Raw genomic sequence first — 25,476 nt, forward strand, 5'->3', positions numbered from 1 at the left:
GAGAAAATCTCCGTGCTTTGCAAAAATGCTGTTTCGTTTAATATATAAATAAAATTGTGCTTATAGAAATCTTTTGTGTTTTTAAAAATGTATCTCTTTATTTATATTATACACCCACACATAGTATTTGTCAAGGGGAAGTAAGAAAAAAGAAGTGAAAATTGTAAAATTACAAACTCAACTAAAAACAGCTCCTGTGTGGAGCCGTTTTGATTTTAATTGGTTTTATTTCTGTTTTCCTTTTTGCCTGCTATTATACGCCTTTATACCCTCGCCCAAGATGTAAATAGCCTTTTCCATGTCGTCGGCGTTTAGCACGTAGGCTATTCGGATGTCGGATTTTCCCATGCCCGGAGTTCCAAAAAAGCTCTGAGCTGGAGCGAACATGACCGTCTTTCCGTCGATATCAAACTCGTCGAGCATAAACACCAAAAATTTTTCGGCGTCATCGACTGGAAGCTTGCAGGTTATGTAAAAGGCGCCCTCTGGCTTTCCGCAGAGAATTCCCGGAATCCTTTGAAGTGCGGCATAGGTTACATCTCGCCTGTGCTGGTATTCCTCTCTTACCTTATCAAAATAGTTTGGATTTAGCTTGTAGAGAGCTGTTGCTCCGATCTGCTCGAGCTCTGGAGAGCAAAGCCTCATCTGTGCGAGCTTCGTGATAGCCTCTATTATTTCTTGATTATGTGATATTACGCATCCGATGCGTGCTCCACATCCGCTAAAGCGCTTTGAAATTGAGTCGCAGACGATTAGATTTTTTTCTATGCCCTTGTACTTTGCAAAGGTGTTCATCTTTTTGCCGTCATATACGAACTCGCGGTATACCTCATCGACCACTAGGAAAAGCTCTTTTTCCTTTACTATTTCAACAATTGTATCCATCTCCTCTTGAGTCAGAAGAAGCCCTGACGGATTAGCCGGATTTACTACCGCAATAGCCCTCGTCTTATCGTCAATAGCCTTTAGAATTTTTTCGCGGGTCGCATAGCGATAGCCCTCCTCAGCCGTCGCAGGTATAGCCTTTACATAGCCTCCCGCCATAGCTGTATAGTTGTCGTAAGGTGCATAGTACGGCTCGCCCATTATTATGTTGTCACCTGAATTTAAGATCGTAGTCATCACAAAATACAGTGCCTCCGAGCCACCTGTCGATACGATGATCTCATCCTCTGTGAAGTCACAGCCCAGCCTTTTATAGTATTTTGCGATTTCTGCCTTTAGCTCTGGGATGCCCGTTGAATCGGCATACTCTATCACCTTTTTGTCAAACTTTTTTATCGCCTCGAGAAATTCCTTTGGCGTTTCAATGTCCGGCTGACCTATATTTATGCTGTAAATATCCTTGCCCTTTGCCCTTGCGCCCTTTGCATTTTTGACGAACTTTCGCATTGGCTAAAGCTCCATTCTATTGATTTTATCCGATAACTTCATCTTTACCTCGCTTTCCTTATATTATATGCTTTTTTACAATGTATTATGTGCTCTCTCTATAGCTTTTTCAATGATGCTTTGTATTTCTTCTTTGCTTAAATCTCTATTTATGAATCTTCCAGTGGATTTATATTTTTCATATTCTGGATGAGTATCCTGAATCCATCTATTACATTCTAAAATACTTTTATCCTCAATAATTACTTCAATATCATCAGAAATATTGATTATTGGTTTTAATATTTCTTTTGCTTTTATAGAACTACCATAAAACAATCCTGTGAATTTAACTCCTATACCTATTCCATAAGAATTATATATAGCTGTTTTTAAATTCATTTTTCTATCTAATCCCTTAAATAATTTTTGGATTTCTATAATAGCCTTTAATATAATTTCAGGTGTTGGGTTATGATATTTTATATATATCAAGCTTCCCATTTCTTCCTTTTTTCCTATCTTTAATGTCATAGATGTGATTACTCCAAAGTTACATCCACCACTTCCCATAATAGCCCAAAATAAATCTTTATTTTTATTTCTATTTACAATTAACTTTTCACCATTATAGTTTATTATTTCTGCTTCAAGTAAGCTATCAGAAGCTAATCCTAGATATCTAGCTGAATAGCCCCATCCGCCACCTAATATTAATCCAGGAACTCCAACAGTTGGACATCCACCCCCTGGGAATGGATATTTTCTTTCTCCTAGAGCTTCATAAGCTTCTCTATTTCTTACACCTCCACCTATCTTAACGCATCCTTTTTCTTCATTGATATGGATATAATTAATATTACTTACATCTATTACAACTACATCATCACCAGTAGAATATCCTTCATAACTATGTGCACCTGATCTTACTCTAATTTCCTTTGAGTTTTCTCTAGACCACTTTATTGCATTTATAACATCTTCTTCAGTATAACAATATACTATAATAAAGGGACGCTTATTTATAGCTCTATTCCAAGCCTTAATGCTTTCATTATAATCTCCATCTTCTCTGGTAATTATTTTTCCAGTTAACTCTACACAATTACCATTATTCATTAAATCACCTTCTGTTAAATTCATTCTATATAAGATAATATCACATAGATATTTAAAATTAAATAAGAAGATAAATAAATATAGTATTTCTCTCTCTATTTACAATTTAATTATTTTTCACTTATTTTCTTATCACAAACACCTAATTTTGACATAGTTTATTATTAGAGTTTATTAATTGAAAGGATGTTTTTTATGTACTATCGTAAAGAAGAAGATTGCGATAAATGTAAAGACTGTATAAATAATCATGGTAAGGATTATTGTAATACCACTTGTGAGGATAAAGATAAAAACTGTTATGAATCCTATAAAGTTTTTACCCCTCATATTTATGCCAAAGCTATTGTTAATTTACAACCATATGAAAACTTATTTAGTATAAATGATTCTTTTGCTGCTGGAACTATTTTCAAAGATCTATATAGCCCTTATTGTGATGTTAAATATGTAGGAGGTTATAAAAAAGAATGAAAAGACATGAATATTTAGAAGTGATACAAAAGTTACAATTCTTTTTAGTAGATCTTAATTTATATCTCGATACAAATCCTTGCTGCGAACAAGCAGTGGCTGATTATGAAAAAGTATCTGGTGAACTAAAGAAAACTATATGGAATTATGAAAAGGAATATGGTCCATTAACAAACTTCGGAACTGCATATTTTAATAACCCTGACGACTGGGTTAATTCTCCTTGGCCTTGGGAAAATACAAAAGGAGGTAAAAAATAATGTGGTATTACGTTAAGACTTTACAGCACCCAGTAAATTTAAAATCTACTGACTTAAGAATGGCTAAACTTCTAGTGACTCAGTATGGTGGTCCAGATGGAGAACTTAGTGCTGCTTTAAGATATTTAGACCAAAGATATTCAATGCCTACTAATAAGGGTAAGGCTTTATTAACTGATATCGGCACTGAAGAGCTAGCTCATGTAGAAATTATGGCAACAATGGTTCATCAAATAATGGAAAATGCTTCAATTGATGAAATTAAAGCAGCCGGATTAGATGGACACTATGTTGATCATGGCAAGGGATTATTTTATACTGATGCTACTGGAAACCCATGGACTGCAACTTACATCCAATGTAAAGGTGATGTAATAGCAGATTTAACAGAAGATATGGCTGCTGAACAAAAGGCTAGAGCTACTTATGAATGGTTAATGAATATAACCGATGATGTTGAAATAAAAAAAATATTAGGCTTCTTAAGAGAAAGAGAAGTTGTGCATTTCCAAAGATTTGGTGAAGCATTAGTAGATGTACAAGATAATACAAAGCTAACTGATTTTTGTAAGTAATTAAAATATTATTTTATATATTATTTCTTTTACTTCAAGAATTGTATATATACTAAAAGAGATGTCTAAATGACATCTCTTTTAGTATATTTTAATTAAATGGCTTATACACACTACTATCTAAATATCTCTCTGATATACACTCTCCTGCAGCATTATATCCATAAAGATAAGCATCTGCAGATAAGGCTCCTGTTTGATAAGCCTTTGCTACATATGAAATTCCTCCTGTAGCTTGACTATTAGACCAAAATTCAGCAGTAACTGAACCACCACTAGAATATACATTAACTACTATTGGATACTCATAAGGATTGGTGAATATTAAATCTGGCCATTCATCACCTATAGTTGCATCCAACCCTTGTGGTACATATTTAACAACCATTTCATGATATGTCCTAAAGTCTGGCAATATTCCTGCCTTTAATTCAGCATTATATATTGTACTAGATATTTGACATACTCCTCCTCCAAGACCTGGTACAACTTTACCATTAAGGTAAGTGTTTGCTTCAACGAATCCATTTGCTTTAGTTGTTGGTCCTATAGCATTTACAGTAGAAAATGTATCTCCTGGCATAAGTAATACATTCCCAATCATAGCTGCTCCTCTTTGAATATTGTGACCACTAGGACCAGCATCAAAATAAGTTGTATAACTAGATATCATTTTATCTACTGATTGTAATGCTTCTGTAGTTATTGTTGGATTTACTTCACTTAGCTCACCCTTTATTGAAACATTATTTTCGCTTTTAACATTCTCTAATGTAGCTTTTATATTAGATACTAATGCATCCTTACTTAATTCATATCCTAATTGTCCAGGAGTTACATTTACAGCTCCCCAGTTTACACTTATACTTGCATCTTGTGGACTTATATTAACTTCATTTGCTATTGTATCTAAAAACTCAGATAATTTATCTTCACTATATTTTATTTGAAATTCATAGGTTCTATTTTGTGGCTCTTTAATTAAATTAAGTTGTTCTTTAAAACTTTTATCTTTTCCAAAACTTAAAATTTCATTTTCAAAAGTTTCATAATCTATTGTGGTTTCAAGATCTCCATAGCTTTTTTCAAAATTACTTTCTCCAACAGCTATAGTTATTTTCTTCCCTGAAATTTCAGTTACCATATCCTCTAAGATTTTATGCAGTTCACCTTTTTCCATATTTGAAACTTCTTTATCAAAGACAAATGTTCCTGGATATATCTTGTTCTCATAACTATCAACAAGCTTTCTATTTTGTATATTAATATAAATAAATATAGATACTGCTAATAATACTAAAGCTAACGCTATAAAAAACACTATCTTTTTTATTTTTTTCTTAGGTTGTAAGACTACTTCATTTGTTTTTGGTGTAACATTATTATCCATGCATATTTCTCCTTAACCTCTAATATTAATACGATTAATCTACAATTCCCTCCCTTTTTCCTTAACCCTTTTTATAAATGTTTAAATTATTTCCATATAAAAATAATAACAATGGTTATTATATATGTAAATATATTCCATAATATTTTTATATTTTTTTATTCTTTCTCTATAACTTTAAAAGACAATCTTATTATAACATATTTTTCCATATAAGTTATTATACACAAAAATAATATCTAATTCTATTTAAAATATTTATATATCTTAAATAAAATTAGATATCCTTTATTTCTTTATGGAGTTATTCTTGTTCTATCTCTTGGAATTAAGGTTGCTTCTCTTATATTACTTAGATTTAATAACTGTGCTGTAATTCTTTCTAGTCCTATTCCAAGGCCTCCATGCTTTGGCATTCCATATTTAAATATTTCTGTGTACCCTTCATAATCATTAGGATTTAGTCCTTTTTCCTTCATACTGCTTATAAGCATATTATAATTATGAATTCTTTGTCCACCTGAGGTAATTTCAACACCTCTGAATAATAAGTCAAAACTTCTAGTTCCCTCTTCTCCTAAGGGCATTGTATACATAGGTCTCTTTTCCTTTGGATAATTAGTTATAAATATAAAATCGCAACCGAATTCTTCCTTTGCATATTTACAAATAAGTTTTTCCCCTTCAGGATCTAAATCACCTTCTAGTCCTTTTTTGTTATACTTAGTTTCTATTATTTTTATAGCCTCTTTTAATTCTATTTTAGGTATACTACCATTAATTTTAGGAAGGTTAGCATTAAATAATTCTAAGTATTTATTACCCTTTTCTTCTATAGAATTTAAAATATATTTCAGAAGTTCTTCTTCTAAGTTCATTATGTCATGTTCATCTTCTATAAATCCAAATTCTAAATCCATACTAACATACTCATTTAAATGTCTACTTGTATTATGCTCCTCTGCTCTATAAACATGAGCAACTTCAAAGACTCTCTCAAAACCTGCTCCTACCATCATTTGTTTATAAAATTGTGGACTTTGAGCAAGATAAGCTGTTTTTTCAAAGTAATTAACCTTAAAAAGCTCTGTTCCCCCTTCTGCTCCCTCTGCCACTATTTTAGGAGTGAAAATTTCTGTAAAGCCTTTTTCTATTAAAAATTCTCTAAAGCTTTGAACTATAATATTTTGTATTTTGAATATTGAATTTATTTTTTCATGCCTTAGACTTATAGCTCTATTATTCAAATTAGTTTCTAAGCTAGCATTATACTCCTTTTTGTTTATTTCAATGGGAAGCTCTTCTGCGTAACTAACAATATTTATTTCTTCTATTAGTATTTCAAATGGATTTAAAGCATTTTTACTTTCCTTTACTTTCCCAATTACACTTACTACTGACTCAAGGCTAATATTATCTATATTTATAGATTTATTTTCAATTACACATTGAACTAATCCACTTCTATCCCTAAGAATTAAAAATGTTATCTCTTTAAGCTTCCTTATTCTATAAACCCATCCTTCAATTTTTATTTTCTTCTCTATAAATTTATTAATTTCACTAACTATAATTCTTTCCATTATAAATCTCCTTTACTAAATAAGATATAAGATAGATGTTATATTCTTTGCTCCGTTGCAAGCTCCAAGTGGCCAGAATACAACATCTATCTTCTTGAGCACTGAAGGAAAGGAATTTATAAAAAATTATTCACAGGACAATATTTTTATAAATTCCTAAAAATAAAAAATCCCCTTAAGCACGTCTGCTTAAGGGGCAAATAATTCGCGGTACCACCCTTATTAATTTTAATAAATTATAGCTAATTATAGAATATACCTAATTAAAACTAATGTTTAAAATTAAAAACCCTCCACTCCAATAATAGGAGTGAAGGTTTAGTTCACGGTACCATCCTAATTTAGCTTAATATAAAATATTAAAACTATCTCTAATCTATTAACGCTAGAACACGTCTTATCCTACTTTATTTCAGATAAGCTTCTCCAGGATGTCTTTCAATAATACTCCATCGTGAAGCTTTCACCCTCCTTCACTCGCTAAGGACTTAGTATATATCTACTCTTCTCTTCTTTGAATTTACTTTTTATATATAATATTCCTTTTATTTAAAGTTGTCAATATTATTTGTAAAACATATTAAAGAATATTTTTATTACATTTACTCATACTAAAATTGGAGGTGAGTAATATGACTTCAAAAGAATTACTATATATAACTGACGGACTAGGACATGAAAAATTTATGGAAACTATATGCAAAGAAACAGCAACTAAAATACAAGATGCTGAATTAAAAACATTAGTTACTCAATATGAAGCTAAACATAAAGAGCTTTTTGGAAAGCTATTTAAATTATTATAAAAGGAGGAATATTAAATGGATGATAAAGCTTTATTAGAAAATATCCTTCTGTTAACAAAAGGTGCAGCTGATTTATATTTACATGGAAATATTGAATCATCTACTGAAAATGTTCACCAAACATTTTGTGACCTATTAACAGAAACTTTAAAACTTCAACATGAAATCTCCAAGAAGATGGAAGCAAAGGGCTGGTATCCAGTTGAGCAAGTTGAAGAACAAAAAATTCAACAAACTAAGCAAAAATATTCTATGCAATAAGAAAATTTATTTATAAAAAAATGGAGCTTCAAAACAGCTCCATTTTCTATTTCTTTAAAATCTATATTATTACCTATACAACTTAAATTTTTCTTTCAAAACTTATAAATCTAGTGCCTTGAAATGATAATATTCCTTTATCCCCTTCTGCAATAAGACCATATTCTTTACCAGATACATGAAATTCTAACCTTTCCCCATTTTCAAATTCAAAGGTTATATAATAAGTAGTAGAAGTTGAAGTATGCATCATATTATCTCCTGTATTATGATTATGATGACTTACTGAAACTCTTTTAGATGAAACTACTGAATTTACTGGTATTATAGGTTGTTTATTATTATGTGACCATTCATTAATACCTTTTACTATTGAAAATATAAACACACCAATTATTAAAATAAATACTATACTAAACATACCTGAAAAAGTATCAAAGGAATTAAAATCATTATACATATTAACCTCCCAAATCAATTATTACCCCATTGTATTTTCTTTATGTCCACATTCACTACACTTATAATATTTCTTTCCATACTGATTATTATCATAAGCATATTTATATTCTTCCATTATATCACCACAAATTGGGCAAATTTTTTTGTCTTGTGTTTTCAACTCTTTTCCTCCGTTTCCTCTTTAAAAACCTTATTATAAACTATATATAGAATATCTTCCTTATTACTTTCTTCTTCTACACCTATTATCTCTATTAATTTATTTTTTGAAGTAACAATATAGTTAGTTCCTTTTTCATTTGCATAAACATTAACATCAACTGGTAGGCTAGTTTTTATTTCGCTATAATAAATATTTTGTCTTTTAAACCAATCCATCATTTTATTAAAATTCCAATTTACCACAAATTCGTAATCACTTTCAAAAAGCTCATAGGATAACTTCATTTTCTTTCCGTTAGCGGTATAAAAGATCTTATTAGCAATAAAACTACTTTCTTCATCAATATAAATGTCTTCTTCAGTAATAGCTTCATCATTAAAATCCTTTAATCCTAGTGCATATTCTTTGCCCTTTTCTGCCATACTTTTATTTTTAAATATATTAGCAATGAAAAAGTTATTAATAATAAAAATAGTAGTAATAAGAATAATAAATGTTGATGATATTGTTATTTTTTTCTTTGTATTATCTTTTTTATTCCCAAGTAGATATGAAAATAATAAAACACTAATTATTATTGCCATAATAGATATTGTCAAATTTGAATTTTCTGTTCTACTTGTTAATAATAAAGCTATAAAAACTAATATTGCTAATAATAGTATAACAAAGAAACTTATTCCCTTGAATCTTATCCAATAGATATTTTTATTTTCATCTTTGTAAGTAACTCTAATTCTAAATTTTATTAGTCTAAGTAAATCTATAATAGAAACTATAAATACACCAATAAAAATAACACTCATTACTAAGTTTTTATTATTAGATAAAAACTCTAGGGTTCTTCCCTTAGCTATTGATAAATAATTAGTATATATATAAAGTCCTATTAAGAGTAATTTAGCAATTATATTACCAAGAGAATCTTTAAATAGTAATCTTTTTTCTCTTATACCTTTATTACATATATAAGATTTTTCAGTAGCATTTTCCTTATAAAAAATTTGAAGGTTATTATATTCACAGCTAAAATTCCATCCTTTATTACCAAGCTTTTCTCTATATTCCAATGCAACATCACTATCTCTTTCTCCATAAGCTGTAATTCCATCAATAACATCTATTGTATATTTTATACTCTTTGGTTCAGTTTTCTTAAACTTAATATATAATTTTGATAGTTTTTCTAGCTTCCATCCTTTTAAAGCCATTTTTTCTAAGTAAGCTTCTATAGCACTTATTTCATAGGAATAAAAGTCTATTAAAACTATTTTTATATCCCCAAATCTCAATTAAATACCCCCTTCTATCTTTTACAAAGGTAAATCCCTTTTATTAAATCTCATTATTCCCATGATATACAAGGCTAATCCTAATATTAGTGCTTCCTTTATCCCCTTTGAAAAGCCCATTAAATGGCGGATTGTAGTGGCAATCACTCCTAGGATTTAAATTAGTACCATTTAATACGTTATATTATACCCTATATTTCTTGTTTCCTCAATTATATTTGTTAATTTTTGTATATATATTTTAATAATAGTTCATTTGGAATATAATGTATATATAAATTATTTAGGGGTGATTCAATGAAGAATATATTCAAGAGTAAAGTATTTATTACTATTTCAGTTATTATTTTTATTATAGCTATTGGTGCTTTTTCATTTATAATTTTTAAACAAATTGATTCGGGCAATTTTGATGCTAAATCTAATATATCTGATATAAAAAAAATTGATAAGGAGCTTTCTACTGAAGAATCAAATGAAGTTAAAGATAGTGAATATTATCCTATTGAAAACATATATGATATCATTCATAGAATGAGTAATACTAAAATAGTAGCTGAAGATAATCAGATTTGGGGGAAAATCGAAATGGACCCTGAATATATTAAATCTTTAAAAAGTTTAATAGAAAAAGTTGATTATAAAGATAAAGATTATATGTTAGAAGTCCTTAGTAGATGGGAAAATAATGATTTTTCTAAAGCTGTTGAAGAACATAACTATTTTTGGAAAAAGCTTGGTGGAACTGTAGGAAAAGCTACTTCTTTAAAAGAGTAAATAATAGGATAAATATTATACTTACTTAGATTTTAAACTTATAAATGTATAGTATTTATCCTATCTGCATATTATCTTTTGCAATTTACAGCTATTTCTTATTAACTCCTATTAATAGCTCTTTTATTTCTTCTACCCTATATCCTTGTTTTTTTAATTCTTTTATTTCTTCAATACGCTTTATTGAATCTTCCCTTTTAAACCTTCTTGTTAACCCTTCATCTTCTTGTTCAAAAGGTAAAATCTCCTCTTCAGTATAAAATTTAAGAGTACTATATCTAGAATTTGTAATTCTAACAAGTTCACCAATTGTAATGTATTCTGATTTTAAAATTTTTTCTATAGATCGTTGTCTAGACATTATTTTTACTCCTTAAATTGAATATCTTCTAAGACGTACTCCGTGTATTGGAATTCTTCCTCCAATTGCTTCTGGTATTGCTTCGTACAATACATTATCTATTTTAATTATAGGTACATCTCCACTACGCACAATAATATATGAGTGCCCAGATTCATCTAATCTTTTCTTAACATCTTCTAACCTATCTTTAGAATTAGGTAACCATTCTTCAGCATCAATAAATATAGATTGAGAACGGTCAATCATTGGAAACACAAAATTCACACCTGTTCCTACAGGAGTTTTTACTGCACTTCTCTTCATATTTAGAAATCCCTTTACTGCTAGCTCTACCCCATGATGAATATGAATATTATAAAGTTTCTTTAAAAATTCATTTCTCATAAATAGACCATTCATTTTATTATAAACTAATTCCATATCTCCTTTAGAGAATATATCATTCATAGATCCACTTTCTCTAAGAAGCCATAAAAAAATTGCACTTTCATCACTAATTTCTCCATCTTCAAGTACCTCTGCTTTAATTCCTTCGACAATTCTAGAATAATCCTTTGAATTACTTCTATATTCTTTAAGTGACAGTCCAGAAGTTTTATAAAATAAATCACAGCCTAATAAACTAGGGATTTCTTCAATATGATAATCACCTTTTAAAGAATCAATTATTCTTTTCTCAAGTGCTTTTAAATTTTTACTAGATAAATTAGAAGCTTTAGTTAGCCACCAATTTAAATCCTCCTCTAGTTTTTCATTTTTATTAAAAAGTGGTTTTAAAACAGCTTCTTGATATAAGGTTACTTCAGGCTTAGATAAAGATTTTCTTTTTAAACACAGCTTATCATTTGAATTAATAAATTCACCCTCTAAATAGGTTTCAAGGACAACAGCTGCTGCAATACATCGAAGTGAAAGTTTTTTTACAGTGGTCATATTAATGCTATCTTGTGCATTTAATACAATCATAGAAAAGCATTGTGATAGTTTTAATTCTCTCATAAATAAACACTTCCTTAAATTAATATTTTAATTTACTTACTACTTACTACTTACCACTTAATAATACTACTAAGTGGTATTTTTGTAAATATATTCTAAAATTAAATTAGTTTATTTTTAATAAACTAAAAAGTAGCTAATTATGAAATTAGCTACTAATTTTATTTATATTAAAATTTATTCTGGTAATCCATTTTTATATTGCTCATTACTTATTTTTTCAATTTCTTGAACATTAGTACTATTATCACGAGGATAGTCATATTCTGGTGTATTTCTAACATCATTAAATCTTCCAACAGCTTGATAACTATCTTCTTCATCAAAGCCTACTTCGTCTTTATCACCATGCTGATAACTATGTGCAAGGGTTTTACCAATTACACTTTCTTCTACTACCCTTTGATTTGAATTATAAGTTTTAAGTGCACTAATACTATCTTGACACTTAATGCAATTTACTGCATAAGGTAAAAATTCTAGTCTTCCTCTATCAATATCCTTACCACAGGATTTACATTTACCATATGTACCATCATCTATGGCTGTTAATGCATCATCTATCTTGTCTAGTAGTGACATTTCATTTGCTTCTAATGCTCTTCCCTTTTCAACTTCAAAGGTTTCACTACCTATATCTGCTGGATGATTATCATAAAATGATAATTCACTTGCATTTTCAGCATTAAATTTAGTCACTCCATTTTCCTCTAATTGATCAATAAGATTTATAACTCTATTTTTTTCTTTATTAAGTTTATCCTTAAAATATTGAAGTTCTTCTCTATTCATACAAATCATCCTTTCAAAATAATATCTAATTATATTCTTCCTAAAAGATTTTTTTTTAATAAACTTATTTATAGAAGTTATTTATAATTGTACCATAAATAAGCAATAAATAAGAGAAATTAAGAAGTTCTTCATTTTTAATTACATATTTTCCTTATTTTCACTTCTGCAAATACTGGATAGAACCCTGATTTTAAAGCAACCTTTTGTGATATTATATGAGATTCAACTGTTCCATAAAAAGGTATCTTCCCTCTCTTTAGTATTTCATTTTTTAAGGCTTTTACTATTGTTGTGGCAACACCATTACCTTTTGCTTCTGGTAAAACATTAACTCCTATTTGCCACATAATATTTGAATCCTCACTTGCTCCAGCCATTCCTATAATATTTCCTTCATTATCTAATGCCGCAACTGCAAGTACATCTGGATAATTTTCATTAAAAGCAAAAGTTTCATCAAATCTACTATCATCTTTAAATTGTAATATTTCATCCTTTTCATAAAATTTTAATTTTAAATTGTTAGTATCTACGTAATTCTCGTCTATAGGTAAATAATAATGATGAGTATCTTCGATTTCATATCCGAATTCATTTAATTTTTTATCTATTCTTCTTAATACAGAATATAAAAATAGCCATTCACCAGGAAACTTCAATAAATTTTCAATGCACCAGCCTTTAATAGCTTCCTCTGCTGATACTACTAACTTACCATTGAATATTAGAATTTTTAATATTTCTTTATCATTATTATATTTTCTTGCTCCAATTATTTCCTTTAAATTAGTAATTAAATTTTCATTATTATTAAAGTCATCAATTGTACAATTATAGTCCTTTGATAACTGTTCTTTAGCTTTGATTAAAATCTTACTATATTCCATCTATCTTCACTCCTTATTCAATTTTTATCTATTAATAAGAAAGAGTTAGTATAAAGCTAACTCTTTAACTTATATTATTTTTCTTTATTTATATTTTAGATTTTTCCAAAAATCAATAGTAATCAATATTAGGCAATAAATTGGAATTGATATTATTATTATTACAAAAAAGTCTCGTTGAAGTGAGTATGATGCAGTCTTAAATCCTTTAATTAAAACAGTTCCAATAGCATAGGATATAGGAATAGGTAAAAGCTTCATCATAATATTTCGTCCTATCTTACTCTTTTGTACTAATAACATAATAACAGAAAATATAATTATCAATTCTATTGAAATAAGTAAATATGGTCCAAGAACCAACCTTGGTAAAGTAATACGAATACCATCTCCACTTGAATTACCATATATTAAAACATCATCTAATTTACCTCCTGAGTAATAATAAATTGAATTTACTTTTTCTCCATTAGAATTTAATACTACAGTTTGATACTTTTTATTATTAAATAGTTCATCAAAGGGAGTATCCCAAGTAGTTATAGAATAATTATAACCAGAATTATCTTCAGAATATTGTTTACTTATATCATAGTTAGATACATTTTTTAAAGAAATAAATACTTCTCCATTATATTTTTTATCTATAGTTATACTATCTCTAGAATATAATAAATAGTTTGGCTTTGTTAAAAGATTAATACCTATTATAAAAATTATCATAGTTATTGATATTGAAAGAATGTTTCTGAAGTAATATCTTGTGCTATATGTTCATTATTAGATAAACTTTTTATATACAAATATACATCTAAAAAATAATCATTATATATCTTCTCAAATTCTTCCACCTTTCCACCTCCTTATCTATAAGACGCATATAATTAAAATATCTTACAATTAATTAATAATTTTTTTATAAATATTATTAATACGCTTCCTATATTTCATTATCATCCATAAAACAATCCCATTTTTTTAATTATATTACAATAATGCTCAATTACGTACTATAATTCCTTTTATAATTAATTAAAATTAAAATAAAAGGCTCTAAATCAAATTAATGATTTAGAACCTTTTTCTATAATTTCTATTATTTTTTAAAGTTAACTTCTTTTTCTTCATTAATATTTACAAAGGTCTTACTTGGAATAGTTTTAGCTATAACTTTTCCTTCTCTTATAGAATATAATACTTCTGCTCTTCTTCTAACAGCATCATAACCACTCTCAGCATTTAATAAAATTATATTACCTGGTTTGCCTATTTCTATACCATATTTCTCTTCGATATTTAAAGTCCTTGCACTATTAGTTGATATAAATTTAAGTGATTCATTTATATCATCATAGCCCATCATTTGACAAACATGTAATCCAAAATGAACTACTTCTAACATATTACCTGTTCCCATTGGATACCATGGATCAAAGATATCATCATGTCCAAAGCATACATTTATACCTGCTTCATTAAGCTCCTTAACCCTTGTAATACCTCTTCTCTTAGGATATGTATCAAATCTTCCTTGAAGATGTGTATTTACTAATGGGTTTGAAACAAAGTTTATTCCTGACATTTTTAATAGTCTAAACAACTTATATGTATAAGCATTATTATAAGAGCCCATTGCTGTAGTATGACTAGCCGTTACCTTATTCTTTAATCCAGTTTCTAAAGCTCTTGTTGCAACTACTTCTAAAAATCTTGATTGTTCATCATCTATTTCATCACAATGAACATCTACTAATACATCATATTTTTTAGCTAATTCAAAAATCTTATTTATAGATTCTACACCATATTCTCTTGTAAATTCAAAGTGAGGTATAGCACCTATTACATCTGCTCCTAATTTTATAGCTTCTTCTATTAACTCTAATCCATTAGGATATGAAAGTATACCTTCTTGTGGGAAAGCTACTATTTGTAATGTTACAAAATCCTTCATTTCTTCTCTTACTTCTACCATTGCCTTTAAAGCAATTAAACTTTCATCAGTAACATCTACATGAGTTCTTATAAATTGGATTCCATTAGCTACTTGCCATTCTATAGCTTTCTTTGCTCTAGTTTTAACATCTTCCTTAGTTAAAAATTCTTTTCTTTCTGACCATCTTTCAATTCCTTCAAAAAGAGTTCCACTTTTATTCCATTTAGGCTCTCCTGCTGTAAGAGTTGTATCTAAATGAACATGAGGTTCTATAAAAGGAGCTGAAGCTAAGGCTCCATTTCCTTCTATTATTTCTTCATTTTCTAAGGCATCTATATTTTCATTTATCTCTGTAAATTTTCCTTCTGCAATTCTTATGTCAAATAATCCTTCTCTATCTAAAAGTCTTACATTTTTAATTAACATTATATAACCACCTTATTTTTTAGTTATTTTCATTCCTATTATATATACTAACATTGTTGTTATTATTGCATTTAATGCTATAATCCCTACTTGTACAACATTTGCAACTATAAATCCTGCTAAGAAAGCTATTATAGCAACCCAATTTACTTTTACAAATTTTACATTTTCAATATTGTCATACTTTCTTTTCTTTATAAAGAAGAAATCAGCCATTATTATTCCACCTATTGGAGGTAACATTGAATTTAAGAATGTTAGGAATGCAGTAAAATTATTATTTAACCAAATTGCTCCCACTGTTCCAACTAACCCAGCAATAATTACCAATCCCCTTTTAGGTAACTTAGTTATATTAGCTAACCCAAGTCCTGCTGTATATATAGCATTATCATTAGTTGTCCAAATATTTAGACCTAGTACTAATATTGCAGGTACTACTAAACCTTGTGAAAACATAACATCTGCTATATCTGAATTACCTGTAACCATTGCCCCTACAGCTCCAAATAAGAACATTAATGAATTTCCTATAAAGTAAGCTATTACTGTAGTTGATACTGCTACCTTTTTATTTTTTGAGAATCTAGTAAAATCTGGTGTAGCTGTTCCCCCACTTATAAATGATCCAACACATAGTGTTACTGCAGTTACTAATGCCATTTTATTAGTTGGATCTATGTTCATTAACCCTTGAACTCCACCTACTGAATTTGCTGCCACAGCTGCTGATGTACTACCTAATATTGCTATTGCTGGTACTGCTATTGCACTTAGTATGGTTAAGGATTTCATTCCAAAATAAGCTGTACCTGTCATTAATAATCCTGTTATTCCTACTAATAGATATAAATTTATATTAAATCTATTAGCTATTGGCATCGCAAACATTGCTATTCCAACTCCAAACCAACCTATTTGTGTGATACTAGTTATAAAAGATGCTAAATATGAGCCCTTTTCTCCAAAGGAATATCTCGCAAGTAAATGCATTGAAAGTCCTGAATCTGCACCTATATATGCTAATGTTCCTGTATAGCATGCAAGTATTAAATTACCTATAAGAACTGCTATAAAGAACTCTTTTAATGATAAAGCTGTTCCTAAGTTTCCACCTGTTAGCATACTTCCTGAAAAAAATGTGAATCCAAGCATAACAAAAAACATTGAAAGGAATCCTTTTTTATCTTTCTTATCTACATGAGATAATTCATACTCATTATCATGACCTTTCGTATTTTCTTTTGCTCTTATTGTTTCTTCCATTTTGAAATCCCCCTAAATGATATATTTAAGGAAAACCAGTACTTATAAAAAAACGACCTTTCTATTATTTAGAAAGGTCGTTAACACTTAAAATTAGATATATAAACAAATCTATATAACCTAATTATTCTATCTCTGCCGTATTACATCCGACCTTATTAGTCTCTCTGGACTAAATTTAAAGGACTAGTTTTCTTGAAACAATTATATATTTAATCTTTATTAAATGTCAACATTTTTATTATGGTAATTAATTTATTTTAATCCTAAATTTACACTAATTGTAAAAAAGGTCCTACAATCATTTATTCTAAGCCTTCATTTTCTAAGATTCATTCATGCTGTTATACAATTCTTCTGCCTTATATATATCTTCTTTTACTAATTATATCCTCTTAAATAAGCTATATATTTATATACTTCTTCTCCAGATCTTTCATACTCAATTCTACAGCTATTAGCAAGCTTAATTGAATGATCATTCTTTGAATTAATATTAGCTCTTAATATTTCTCTAAAGTCAGGCAAATCTTCTGGAATATCAATATTTAAATCTTTAATTTCAGGACTATCAATTGATATATACGCAGCTAAAATCGCTATCCAATAATTTTGTAACACGTATTCCTTATCCTTAACTAAAGGTAATAAAGTTTTAATTGCTTCTTTAGATGTAACTCCATGCAGTATGGTAAAATCCTCAGTTTCTACAAATAATTTATTTATAATTTTATCTAATTGAAGTAGTACTTCTTTATAATCTCCCTTTAAGGTAAAGGCATTATTCTTAAAGCCTTCAAGATTATATATTTTACCAATTCTACTTGCAATTAAATTTCCACTATAGTCTTCATTATTAATAGATTTAACTAGTATTTTTAAATCTTCTAATGGATTTTCTGATTTAGAAGGCAAAATATCAAATTCATTTGGAAGAAAGGTACTAGCAAAATAACTTAATGATTTTGTAACCTCTTCAATATTTTCACTTCTTACAGCAAATGATAATCTAATTAACGGATGAAATGCACGAGCTGCAACTCCCTTAATTAATATAGGTAAAAATTCTCCTATTACATCTAAATAATTAGATTTATTTATTTTCTTCAAAAAATAATCATAATATGAGCCAAAGGAATCCTTAATTCCTAAATATTTTCCAAAATTATCATCAACTATAGTATATAGTTTAGTAAAATCTTCTTTTGATATTTTTATTCTTTCAACTGTAGCATCTAGATATTTATCTATCTCATTAAATGGAACACCTAATTCATATAATGAATAACTTACCATTGGCATATGATTAGATAATCCTTCATTATAATCACTAGCATAGTCTTTATATTTATTAAAAAAATCTATAAACATAGTATCCTCCCATTGAAAATTATTCTCAATTTCATTTTACTACTATGGTAATGATTGTCAATACAAATAACTTATATAGTTTCAAATTTAATTCTCTTATTATTTCTTAGTATTTAACACCATATGATACTCTAAAACACCTCTTGTTATCCTACGGTATAATATGGTGTTATATTATTTTGACATTAAACTTTACTAGGGATATACTAAATGTACAAGTTAGCAAAGCTAATATGTAATTTAATATCGCGGGATGGAGCAGTTGGCAGCTCGTTGGGCTCATAACCCAAAGGTCGTAGGTTCAAGTCCTGCTCCCGCAACCAAAAAACCTTACTTTTATTGTAAGGTTTTTATTTTTATTTGATTAAAATGAAAGTAGATTAAAATCCACTTTCTCCTGATTAAATATGTATATAATTCAAATCTTTTATTGTAGGTTAATAAAAATTATATTGACTATGTAAATAATTTACATTGCAGTTAATCCACCATCTATAACAAATTCAGATCCTGTTGAATATTTTGACTCATCTGAAGCTAGATAAAGAACTAAATTAGAAACTTCTTCTGGTTGAGACATTCTTCTCATTGGAATTTGTTTAGCAAATTGTTTTATTAATTCATAGGAATCTCCTTCAGTAACCATTGGTGTTTCTATTACTCCCGGATGTACTGAATTTACTCTTATTCCAAATGGCGATAATTGAAGTGCTGCAGCCTTTGTCATTCCACGTGCTCCCCCTGTAATAATTGCCCCCTTATCTTTTAAACGATACATTATTATATCTTCCCCATTTGATTATTTACCCACTCTAAGTCACAGTAATCTTATCCTAATATTTAAAGATATAATTACTAAAATTTGTATTGGTAACTATTGTTACATACTAAATTTATACTTTATGTATAATTAATAGTGTGCTATTATTAATTAAAAACTTTAGGAGGTACAATTATGAGTTGTGGTTGTGGAACAAATAAAGAAGATGGAAAAGCTATTGTTGATAGATTAAGATTAAAAGGAAAAGCAGATTTAAAATTAACTACTCCTTATGAACTAAAATGCTCCTGTGGAGAAGATGTAGTAATGGATACCTTTGTAACGGTTTGTCCAAATTGTAAAATGACTTTTGCAGTTACTCCTTGTTCTCAAGGTGATATTAATAACATAAAAGAAGCTGGTATTAATTATTAATTAAAATGGTATGAGATTTCTCTCATACCTTTTACTTTTTACGGACATTTTTAGATTTCCTAACCTTAACTTTTTTACTTGCAGGTTGCTTTCTGATATATTTTAAATATCTACTTATATTCTCATCATTTTCTAAACTATCTAAAGTATTTAATCTAATAGCTAGCTCCTTATTAGTATAAAGTGCATGAACTTGTTTATGGCAGCTTTCACAAAGCCAAGCTACTTCACCATCTTTCCCACCTTCTTCTCTTGGAATTAGATGATGCTCTGTAACTTTAGGTACACCTTCTCTTTTGCATAATTCACAAACGAACTTACTCTCCATTATATCCTTCCTACTATCTGTCTTATATTTATAACTTAGTATGCCCCATCTATAATTTCTATTTGCATATTCTTCTTTATAATTAAAGGAGCTGTCGCAACAGCCCCTTAATTAAATACATAATCTATATTCACTTATATATTTATTTTTAATTCTAATTAATGTAAGTTATATATCTTATAGAATATCACCATTGGATTCTATAACCTTTTTATACCAATAAAATGATTTTTTCTTATAACGCTTTAAACTACCATTCCCACTATCATCCTTATCTACATAAATAAATCCATATCGTTTTGACATTTCTCCAGTAGAAGCTGATACAATATCTATGCATCCCCAAGTAGTATATCCTAATAATTCTACTCCATCCTCAATAGCATCTTTCATTGCTAATATATGTTCTCTTAAATATTCAATTCTATAATCATCATTTATGCTTCCATCTTCCTCAATATAATCCTTCGCACCAAGACCATTTTCAACAATAAATAATGGTTTTTGATATCTATCATATAAAGAGTTTAAAGTTATTCTTAAGCCTAATGGATCTATTTGCCAGCCCCACTCGCTTTCTTTCAAATATGGATTCTTTACAGATTTAACTACATTTCCTTCCGAAACATTATGCTCCTTATTAGAGCTTGCACAACGAGATGAATAGTAGCTAAATGAAACAAAGTCCACAGGATGATTTTTTAGTATTTCTAAATCTCCCTCTTCTATTTTCAATTCAACGTTTTTCTCTTTAAAGACCCTTTTACTATAGCTTGGATAATATCCCCTTGCTTGAACATCTATAAACATCAAATTCTCTCTATCTTTATTCATTGCCATAAATACATCATTAGGATCACAGCTATATGGATAGAATTGCCCTCCTGCTAACATACAACCCACTAAATTTTTAGGATTTACCTCATGAGCTATTTTTGTTACCATTGCACTTGCCACTAATTCATGGTGAGCTGCTTGATACTTAGATTGTTCTCTATTTTCATCTTCCTCAAAAGCTAGTCCTGCTCCTGAAAATGGTGAATGAAGCAAAATATTTATTTCATTAAATGTTAGCCAGTACTTAACAAGCCCATCAAAGCTTTCAAAGCATATCTTTGCATAATTCACAAAGCAATCTATCATTTCTCTACTTTTCCAAGAGTTATACTTTTTTACTAAAGCCATTGGAACATCAAAATGTGAAAGGGTAACTAAAGGTTCTATTCCATACTTTTTACATTCTTCAAACATACTTTTATAAAAATTAATACCCGCTTCATTTATATCACCTTCACCATCAGGTAATATTCTTGCCCAAGCAATACTTGTTCTAAAGCACTTAAACCCCATCTCTGCCATAAGCTTAATATCTTCTTTATAATGGTGATAAAAATCAATGGCTTCATGACTTGGATAATTTTCTCCTTGAATAAATTCAACAGGATACATATTACCTAGTTTAACAAACATTCTATTCTTCCCATGAGGAATCATATCAATATTAGTAAGTCCTTTTCCATCTTCTAAATATGCTCCTTCTGCTTGATTGGCTGCTATAGCTCCTCCCCATAAAAATCCCTTTGAAAATGTCATAATTCTTCTCCCCTCTCTATTTATTTTTATAAACTCCCTAAATGGTCCAATTATCTATAGACTTAAAATTGCCGATATTAATGCAAATATATATATAATACATACTCCTGTTTGAGTTATTCTTTCATTTGTAGTAAAGGGTGAGCCCTTCTTCCAAATCCTATATAATGCATATGGAGTACAAACAATATTTAAAACATAAGTAAAATTCTTATATTTTGTAAAAACATTAATATCTTCTGGATTCTTCTTGTTTAAAATTTCTCTAAGAAGCTTAATATTTTTTTGTCTCTCTGTTAAACCTATAGAATTAACTTTAGTTTTCATTATCAATATAACCTCCTTACTTGGAATACCCTAGTCTATAAGAAATATTATTTGCTTCATTTTTTACTATTTCTCCAAGTTCATCTAAGTCAATATTGTCTTCATAAACTCCCACATAACTTATTGCTGCTATAACCTTCCCATTATGATTAAATATTGGTGCTGCTACTGCTATTTGATGAAGTGCATCTTCACGAAAATTTTTAGCATACCCTTTAATTTTAGCTTCCTTTAATTCCTCATAGTATTTATCTACTGATGTTATGGTATATGAGGTATAAGCTTCAAATTTTATATGATTTATAGCTTCTTTTATAAAGTCATCACTTGAAAATGCAAGCATTATCTTTCCTAAAGCTGAACTATGAAGTTGTCTTCTACTTCCTATATTTGCTGTAGTTATTATACTTTCTTTAGACTCATATTTATACAAATATGTAACCATATAATCATCTAGTATAGCCATAAAAGTAGTTGCCTTCATTCTATCAGCTAATGAGTTCAAATATCTTTTTGCTATGTTAACTGTATCCACACCATTTACATATGAGTTCCCTATTAAAAAAGTATGAACACCTATTTTATATTTAACTTTTCCATTCGATAAATCCTCTTCTACCATATTGGTATGCACAAGTGTTTTCAAAATATCAAAGGCACTAGATTTAGGCACTTCCATAATATTAACTATTTCTAATAACGTATATCCATCTTTATTTTTAGCTAATAAGTCTAATATTTCTATAGCTCTTAATAATGTACGATTTATCTTCATCTTCCTCACCCTTTGCTAGTTATTTTACCTAACAATAATATAAATAAATTCCAACTTAATCCTTAAATAAAAAACTTTCTTTTTATAAAACAATCACCTAATTATCATTAGGCGATTGTATGTATTATATTTTCCCTTTATTTAATTATTGAGTTAATTGCTTATCTGATTTTCTCTCTATTTCCTTTGTTAATTGTTTGTTTGCTATTATTACAAAAGGTATATATATAAGAATTGAAATAGCAATACAAATTAGTTGAGTTATAACAGCTTTAATACCTCCCCCACTTGCTAACCATGCACTTAATATCGGCGGAGTTGTCCAAGGTATTGCATAAACAAGCACTTCTGCAAATCCTATTGTTGTAAGTACATATGCTATTGTTCCTGTAATAAGTGGTGTAATAATAAATGGAATTGCCATAACAGGATTAAGCATAATTGGCAGACCAAAAGTCATAGTTTCGTTTATGTTAAAAATACCTGGGGCAAAGGATAGTTTTGCTATACCCTTATAATCTTCACGCTTACTAAATATAAAAATTGCAATAATTAATCCTATAGTAGCTCCAGCTCCTCCCATGGTCATATATACATCCCAGAATGACATATTAATTATATTTAATTCACTAACATTAGTAATTCCTTGATTAACTAAATCTGTATTAGCTAATATAGCTGCATTTAATAATGGTTCTCTAACTGGTTTTACTATTTGGTTACCATGAATTCCAATAACCCAGAATAATTGTGCTACTAACATTAAAATTAGAAGCCCAGGTAATCCCTGCATAACTGATTCTAATGGTTTTTGTAACATAGTATAAATAATGTCATATAAAGCTAATCCAGTAATTTCTGTAACAATAAAGTTAATTGCTGACATAATAATTATTGTAAACATAGCAGGGAACAATACATTAAATGATGTTGCAACATTTGATGGCACAGATTCTGGCATCTTAATTTTTAATCTCCCTGATTTCACGATAAGTGAAAATATCTCTACAGACACCATTGCTACAATCATTCCTAAGAATAATCCTCTAGCAGCTGTATAATCTTTTCCTATAACATTTAATACTTTGACAACACTGCCATCTTCTAAGGTAAAATTAACAAAAGTAGGTATACATGCAATAAAGGAACACATTGCTATAATAGCTGGTGCGTAATTTTTAATGCCATTTTTCTTTCCCAATTCAAGACCTATTAGTACCACAGCACCCATTGTAAAGAAGTTTAATGTTGCATAATTAGCAGCATTAAATATGGGATCTAAATATGCTAACCAAGAGAATCCTTTTACTTTTGCAAGAGAAACTCCTGTAGTAGTTGTAGAAAGTAATACGTTAGAAACAAGTGTACAAAATGCACCAGTTATAATTACTGGCATCAGTGCAGAAAATGCATTTTTTATAGCGTTCATATGTTTTTGATTACTAATTTTATTAGCAATCATAAGTAGCTTTTCAGTTATGATTTCTGTAATGTTCATTTTAACCTCCCATTTTTCCGTATATTCGAATTAGATTCACTATTTCGTTTACCATAGTTTACCTTTATTATGTAATCATTGTCAATATTTTTTTCTTATATAGAATATTTCTTGTTTAATAGGAGAATCTATAATTAGGCTTCCATTCAAAAGTATTTTTAAGGAGTGATTATATGAGAAACCTTTCAGAAGTTGAAATTTTATCTTTAACTGCTATTTTAAAAGCAGAAACAGATGGTCTTAAAATGCAAAAAGCATTAAATAAAGTTATTACAGATGAAGATTTAAAAAGACAATCAGAAGCAGGCATATTAGCTGCTGAAAGAAGATTAAATGGGCTTATTCAATTTATAAAAGAGAATAATTTATTAACTAAAGAGGAGTTGAATTAATATGTTCAAGGTAATAGGAGATCTAATTAAGGATAATGTTAATATAGATGATAAACTACTATGTGAAAGCATGATGAATGCAGCAAAAGATGGTGCAATGCTTTATCTTACTTCTGCCTTAACAAGCACTACTCCAGAACTAAGAACTATTTACTCTGCTTCATTAACTCAATCTCTTGAAGGCCATACAGCACTTACAGAACTCTCTGTAAAAAAAGGATGGGTAAAACCATATGAAGAACCTATTTCTATGTTAAATTGTGAATTTAATTGTGCTGAAGAATACTCTAATGAAATAAAAAAATAAATGTAAATATTTTAATTATAATTTTATTAATAACTAATTTAATTTTTTAAGTTAGTTATTAATTTTTTGTTTTAAAAAAAGAGCTAGCTTTTACACTAACTCTCTTAAACTCGAAAAATTATAAATGAATTTCTCATAAAGCTCTTCAATTTTACTTCTTACCTATTCACTAATTACATAGCAATCACTATACTATTTTAGTTGTCCAATCCTCACAGTTCCAAACTTCTGTTACTACATCTCTATAGAATTCTGGTTCGTGGGATACTAGTAAAATTGATCCCTTATATTCTTTTAAAGCTCTCTTTAATTCTTCCTTAGCATCTACATCTAAGTGGTTTGTAGGTTCGTCTAGGATTAATATGTTTGTTTCTGTATTTAATATTTTACATAGTCTTACCTTTGCAGCTTCTCCACCCGATAATACCATTATCTTTGATTCTAATTGTTTAGTTGTTAATCCACATTTAGCTAAAGCTGCTCT

At 28.8% G+C, this 25,476-nt stretch carries 32 protein-coding genes, 1 tRNA gene and 1 other annotated feature; of the genes, 10 read left to right on the plus strand and 23 right to left on the minus strand.

Annotated elements, in window-relative coordinates:
* Positions 1-225: 225 nt before the first annotated feature.
* Both HUJ77_RS07995 and HUJ77_RS08000 read right to left on the minus strand, forming a co-directional pair.
* On the minus strand, positions 226-1,392 hold the full coding sequence (locus tag HUJ77_RS07995; protein ID WP_291708056.1) for a pyridoxal phosphate-dependent aminotransferase: 1,167 nt from the start codon (positions 1,390-1,392) through the stop codon (positions 226-228).
* A gap of 75 nt (positions 1,393-1,467) precedes the next feature.
* On the minus strand, positions 1,468-2,490 hold the full coding sequence (locus tag HUJ77_RS08000) for an FAD-binding oxidoreductase (protein ID WP_291708057.1): 1,023 nt from the start codon (positions 2,488-2,490) through the stop codon (positions 1,468-1,470).
* Between the two features lie 195 nt (positions 2,491-2,685).
* Here HUJ77_RS08000 and HUJ77_RS08005 point away from each other — a divergent pair, with 195 nt between their 5' ends.
* The 3 genes from HUJ77_RS08005 to HUJ77_RS08015 are packed head-to-tail and all read left to right on the plus strand — an operon-like array spanning position 2,686 to position 3,799.
* Entirely contained in the window at positions 2,686-2,964 is a 279-nt protein-coding gene (locus tag HUJ77_RS08005) for a spore coat associated protein CotJA (RefSeq protein WP_291708058.1), read from the plus strand.
* A complete protein-coding gene (locus tag HUJ77_RS08010) occupies positions 2,961-3,224 on the plus strand; it encodes a spore coat protein CotJB (protein ID WP_291708059.1) in 264 nt (87 codons plus the stop codon). Before HUJ77_RS08005 ends, HUJ77_RS08010 begins: the two co-directional genes overlap by 4 nt.
* Entirely contained in the window at positions 3,224-3,799 is a 576-nt protein-coding gene (locus HUJ77_RS08015) for a manganese catalase family protein (RefSeq protein ID WP_291708060.1), read from the plus strand. Before HUJ77_RS08010 ends, HUJ77_RS08015 begins: the two co-directional genes overlap by 1 nt.
* A gap of 91 nt (positions 3,800-3,890) precedes the next feature.
* On the opposite strand, the gene HUJ77_RS08020 is transcribed toward HUJ77_RS08015, so the two are convergent.
* Complete coding sequence (locus HUJ77_RS08020) at positions 3,891-5,189, minus strand: VanW family protein (protein WP_291708061.1); 1,299 nt, start codon at positions 5,187-5,189, stop codon at positions 3,891-3,893.
* Between the two features lie 296 nt (positions 5,190-5,485).
* Positions 5,486-6,772: an aspartate--tRNA(Asn) ligase gene (aspS, locus tag HUJ77_RS08025; RefSeq protein WP_291708062.1), complete on the minus strand. Its 1,287-nt coding sequence runs from the start codon at positions 6,770-6,772 to the stop codon at positions 5,486-5,488.
* 303 nt (positions 6,773-7,075) lie between these two features.
* Positions 7,076-7,296 (minus strand) — a binding site (T-box leader).
* 108 nt (positions 7,297-7,404) lie between these two features.
* Here aspS and HUJ77_RS08030 point away from each other — a divergent pair.
* Together HUJ77_RS08030 and HUJ77_RS08035 are read left to right on the plus strand one after the other, a co-directional pair.
* On the plus strand, positions 7,405-7,578 hold the full coding sequence (locus HUJ77_RS08030) for a hypothetical protein (RefSeq protein ID WP_291708063.1): 174 nt from the start codon (positions 7,405-7,407) through the stop codon (positions 7,576-7,578).
* A gap of 15 nt (positions 7,579-7,593) precedes the next feature.
* Positions 7,594-7,839 (plus strand): spore coat protein, encoded by a 246-nt coding sequence (locus tag HUJ77_RS08035; protein ID WP_291708064.1) that lies wholly within the window; start codon positions 7,594-7,596, stop codon positions 7,837-7,839.
* Between the two features lie 82 nt (positions 7,840-7,921).
* On the opposite strand, the gene HUJ77_RS08040 is transcribed toward HUJ77_RS08035, so the two are convergent.
* Genes HUJ77_RS08040 through HUJ77_RS08050 form a run of 3 tightly spaced genes read right to left on the minus strand, consistent with a single transcriptional unit; the run spans position 7,922 to position 9,756 of the window.
* Positions 7,922-8,299: a DUF2500 domain-containing protein gene (locus HUJ77_RS08040; RefSeq protein WP_291708065.1), complete on the minus strand. Its 378-nt coding sequence runs from the start codon at positions 8,297-8,299 to the stop codon at positions 7,922-7,924.
* Positions 8,300-8,320: 21 nt separating this feature from the next.
* Positions 8,321-8,461, minus strand: coding sequence for a hypothetical protein (locus HUJ77_RS08045; RefSeq protein WP_291708066.1), 141 nt, complete (start codon positions 8,459-8,461; stop codon positions 8,321-8,323).
* On the minus strand, positions 8,458-9,756 hold the full coding sequence (locus HUJ77_RS08050; protein WP_291708067.1) for a DUF2812 domain-containing protein: 1,299 nt from the start codon (positions 9,754-9,756) through the stop codon (positions 8,458-8,460). The genes HUJ77_RS08045 and HUJ77_RS08050 overlap by 4 nt, the downstream gene beginning before the upstream one ends.
* Before the next feature lie 297 nt (positions 9,757-10,053).
* On the opposite strand from HUJ77_RS08050, the gene HUJ77_RS08055 reads away from it, so the two are divergent.
* Positions 10,054-10,533 carry a DUF6241 domain-containing protein gene (locus tag HUJ77_RS08055; RefSeq protein ID WP_291708068.1) on the plus strand — a complete coding sequence of 160 codons (480 nt, stop codon included), beginning with the start codon at positions 10,054-10,056 and terminating at the stop codon, positions 10,531-10,533.
* A gap of 91 nt (positions 10,534-10,624) precedes the next feature.
* Here HUJ77_RS08055 and HUJ77_RS08060 read toward each other — a convergent pair whose 3' ends face one another.
* The 9 genes from HUJ77_RS08060 to HUJ77_RS08100 all read right to left on the minus strand — a co-directional run bounded on the left by HUJ77_RS08060 (position 10,625) and on the right by HUJ77_RS08100 (position 18,577).
* Positions 10,625-10,894: a helix-turn-helix domain-containing protein gene (locus tag HUJ77_RS08060; RefSeq protein ID WP_291708069.1), complete on the minus strand. Its 270-nt coding sequence runs from the start codon at positions 10,892-10,894 to the stop codon at positions 10,625-10,627.
* Between the two features lie 12 nt (positions 10,895-10,906).
* The gene (locus HUJ77_RS08065) at positions 10,907-11,896 is read right to left on the minus strand and encodes a hypothetical protein (protein WP_291708070.1); all 990 of its coding nucleotides are present in this window, start codon (positions 11,894-11,896) and stop codon (positions 10,907-10,909) included.
* A 177-nt stretch (positions 11,897-12,073) separates the two neighbouring features.
* Complete coding sequence (locus tag HUJ77_RS08070; RefSeq protein ID WP_291708071.1) at positions 12,074-12,688, minus strand: TraR/DksA C4-type zinc finger protein; 615 nt, start codon at positions 12,686-12,688, stop codon at positions 12,074-12,076.
* Positions 12,689-12,825: 137 nt separating this feature from the next.
* Complete coding sequence (locus HUJ77_RS08075; protein ID WP_291708072.1) at positions 12,826-13,578, minus strand: GNAT family N-acetyltransferase; 753 nt, start codon at positions 13,576-13,578, stop codon at positions 12,826-12,828.
* Between the two features lie 84 nt (positions 13,579-13,662).
* On the minus strand, positions 13,663-14,301 hold the full coding sequence (locus HUJ77_RS08080) for a hypothetical protein (RefSeq protein WP_291708073.1): 639 nt from the start codon (positions 14,299-14,301) through the stop codon (positions 13,663-13,665).
* A gap of 2 nt (positions 14,302-14,303) precedes the next feature.
* On the minus strand, positions 14,304-14,429 hold the full coding sequence (locus HUJ77_RS08085) for a hypothetical protein (protein WP_291708074.1): 126 nt from the start codon (positions 14,427-14,429) through the stop codon (positions 14,304-14,306).
* Between the two features lie 245 nt (positions 14,430-14,674).
* Positions 14,675-15,940 (minus strand): cytosine deaminase, encoded by a 1,266-nt coding sequence (locus HUJ77_RS08090; RefSeq protein WP_291708075.1) that lies wholly within the window; start codon positions 15,938-15,940, stop codon positions 14,675-14,677.
* A gap of 12 nt (positions 15,941-15,952) precedes the next feature.
* Positions 15,953-17,206, minus strand: coding sequence for a cytosine permease (codB, locus tag HUJ77_RS08095; RefSeq protein WP_291708076.1), 1,254 nt, complete (start codon positions 17,204-17,206; stop codon positions 15,953-15,955).
* 381 nt (positions 17,207-17,587) lie between these two features.
* Positions 17,588-18,577: a questin oxidase family protein gene (locus HUJ77_RS08100; RefSeq protein ID WP_291708077.1), complete on the minus strand. Its 990-nt coding sequence runs from the start codon at positions 18,575-18,577 to the stop codon at positions 17,588-17,590.
* 247 nt (positions 18,578-18,824) lie between these two features.
* On the opposite strand from HUJ77_RS08100, the gene HUJ77_RS08105 reads away from it, so the two are divergent.
* Positions 18,825-18,900 (plus strand) — tRNA-Met (locus tag HUJ77_RS08105).
* 146 nt (positions 18,901-19,046) lie between these two features.
* Here HUJ77_RS08105 and HUJ77_RS08110 read toward each other — a convergent pair.
* Positions 19,047-19,355 (minus strand): SDR family oxidoreductase, encoded by a 309-nt coding sequence (locus tag HUJ77_RS08110; RefSeq protein ID WP_291708078.1) that lies wholly within the window; start codon positions 19,353-19,355, stop codon positions 19,047-19,049.
* A 177-nt stretch (positions 19,356-19,532) separates the two neighbouring features.
* Here HUJ77_RS08110 and HUJ77_RS08115 point away from each other — a divergent pair, with 177 nt between their 5' ends.
* On the plus strand, positions 19,533-19,772 hold the full coding sequence (locus tag HUJ77_RS08115) for a hypothetical protein (protein ID WP_291708079.1): 240 nt from the start codon (positions 19,533-19,535) through the stop codon (positions 19,770-19,772).
* 31 nt (positions 19,773-19,803) lie between these two features.
* On the opposite strand, the gene HUJ77_RS08120 is transcribed toward HUJ77_RS08115, so the two are convergent.
* The 5 genes from HUJ77_RS08120 to HUJ77_RS08140 all read right to left on the minus strand — a co-directional run bounded on the left by HUJ77_RS08120 (position 19,804) and on the right by HUJ77_RS08140 (position 24,293).
* Positions 19,804-20,100: an HNH endonuclease gene (locus HUJ77_RS08120; RefSeq protein WP_291708080.1), complete on the minus strand. Its 297-nt coding sequence runs from the start codon at positions 20,098-20,100 to the stop codon at positions 19,804-19,806.
* A 177-nt stretch (positions 20,101-20,277) separates the two neighbouring features.
* Positions 20,278-21,693 carry a 6-phospho-beta-glucosidase gene (gene ascB, locus HUJ77_RS08125; RefSeq protein WP_291708081.1) on the minus strand — a complete coding sequence of 472 codons (1,416 nt, stop codon included), beginning with the start codon at positions 21,691-21,693 and terminating at the stop codon, positions 20,278-20,280.
* A 54-nt stretch (positions 21,694-21,747) separates the two neighbouring features.
* Entirely contained in the window at positions 21,748-22,020 is a 273-nt protein-coding gene (locus tag HUJ77_RS08130) for a hypothetical protein (protein WP_291708082.1), read from the minus strand.
* A 16-nt stretch (positions 22,021-22,036) separates the two neighbouring features.
* Entirely contained in the window at positions 22,037-22,795 is a 759-nt protein-coding gene (locus HUJ77_RS08135) for an IclR family transcriptional regulator (RefSeq protein WP_291708083.1), read from the minus strand.
* A 145-nt stretch (positions 22,796-22,940) separates the two neighbouring features.
* Positions 22,941-24,293 carry a PTS transporter subunit EIIC gene (locus HUJ77_RS08140; protein WP_291708084.1) on the minus strand — a complete coding sequence of 451 codons (1,353 nt, stop codon included), beginning with the start codon at positions 24,291-24,293 and terminating at the stop codon, positions 22,941-22,943.
* A gap of 173 nt (positions 24,294-24,466) precedes the next feature.
* On the opposite strand from HUJ77_RS08140, the gene HUJ77_RS08145 reads away from it, so the two are divergent.
* Both HUJ77_RS08145 and HUJ77_RS08150 read left to right on the plus strand, forming a co-directional pair.
* Entirely contained in the window at positions 24,467-24,685 is a 219-nt protein-coding gene (locus HUJ77_RS08145; protein ID WP_291708085.1) for a hypothetical protein, read from the plus strand.
* Position 24,686: 1 nt separating this feature from the next.
* Entirely contained in the window at positions 24,687-24,992 is a 306-nt protein-coding gene (locus HUJ77_RS08150) for a spore coat protein (RefSeq protein WP_291708086.1), read from the plus strand.
* Positions 24,993-25,179: 187 nt separating this feature from the next.
* Here the strand turns inward: HUJ77_RS08150 and HUJ77_RS08155 are convergent.
* Positions 25,180-25,476: ATP-binding cassette domain-containing protein (locus HUJ77_RS08155; protein WP_291708087.1), on the minus strand; the 297-nt coding region annotated here is incomplete at its 5' end.

This window comes from Clostridium sp. (genome assembly GCF_021443865.1).
In the GTDB taxonomy this organism is placed as follows: domain Bacteria; phylum Bacillota; class Clostridia; order Clostridiales; family Clostridiaceae; genus Clostridium.